The organism is Hansschlegelia beijingensis (genome assembly GCF_045505405.1).
GTDB classification, from domain to species: domain Bacteria; phylum Pseudomonadota; class Alphaproteobacteria; order Rhizobiales; family Methylopilaceae; genus Methylopila; species Methylopila beijingensis_A.
Genome location: NZ_JBJKEX010000682.1, coordinates 1 through 665, shown reverse-complemented (window position 1 = coordinate 665; position 665 = coordinate 1). Strand labels below are relative to the sequence as shown.

The following is a 665-nucleotide window of genomic DNA, read 5'->3' as shown; positions in this document are numbered from 1 at the left end:
ATCGTCGCGCCGCCCGACGCCGCGGCGGCCACCACCATCCTCCGGCAGGTCAACCTGCCGCGCACCACCGCTCTCGTGCTGCAGGGCGAGAGCCTGCTGAACGACGCCGCGGCGCTGCTCATCTTCAGCGCCGCGGTGGCGATGGCGACGACCGGGGAAGGGCTCGCGGGGCTCGCGCCCTGGCTGCTGCTCGCGCCGGTCGGCGGCGTCATCGGCGGCGCGCTGGCGGGCGCGGCCTATGTCGGCATCCTGCCACTGCTGGCCGGCACGCTCGGCGGCACCCTGTTCGAGTTCGTCAGCACCTTCGGGGTCTGGATCGTGGCCGAAAGGGCCGGGCTGTCGCCGATCCTGGCGGTGGTCGCGTTCGCCATGATGGTCGCGCGCGGCGCGCCGGAGCGGCATTCGCCGCGCGACCGGGTGCGCTCCTACTCGGTGTGGGAGGCGGTGGTCTTCCTGCTGAACGTCACCGCCTTCCTGCTGATGGGGCTCCAAAGCCGGGAGATCGTCAGCCGGCTGCCGGCGAACGAGCTCTGGGAGGCGGCGCTGTTCGCGCTCGCGGTGTTCGTCGTGGTGGTCGTGGTGCGCTTCGCCTGGGTGATGGGCTATGGCGCGCCGCCGCGCGACCAGCCGGGCGAGCGCGCCATAGCCCATCACCCAGGCGAAGC

The 665-nt window shown here is 73.2% G+C and carries 1 protein-coding gene; it reads left to right on the top strand.

The window, feature by feature from the left end:
* Positions 1–665, top strand: a 665-nt coding sequence (locus tag ACIKT0_RS19600; protein WP_407106922.1) for a cation:proton antiporter domain-containing protein, incomplete at both ends; no start/stop codon positions are given.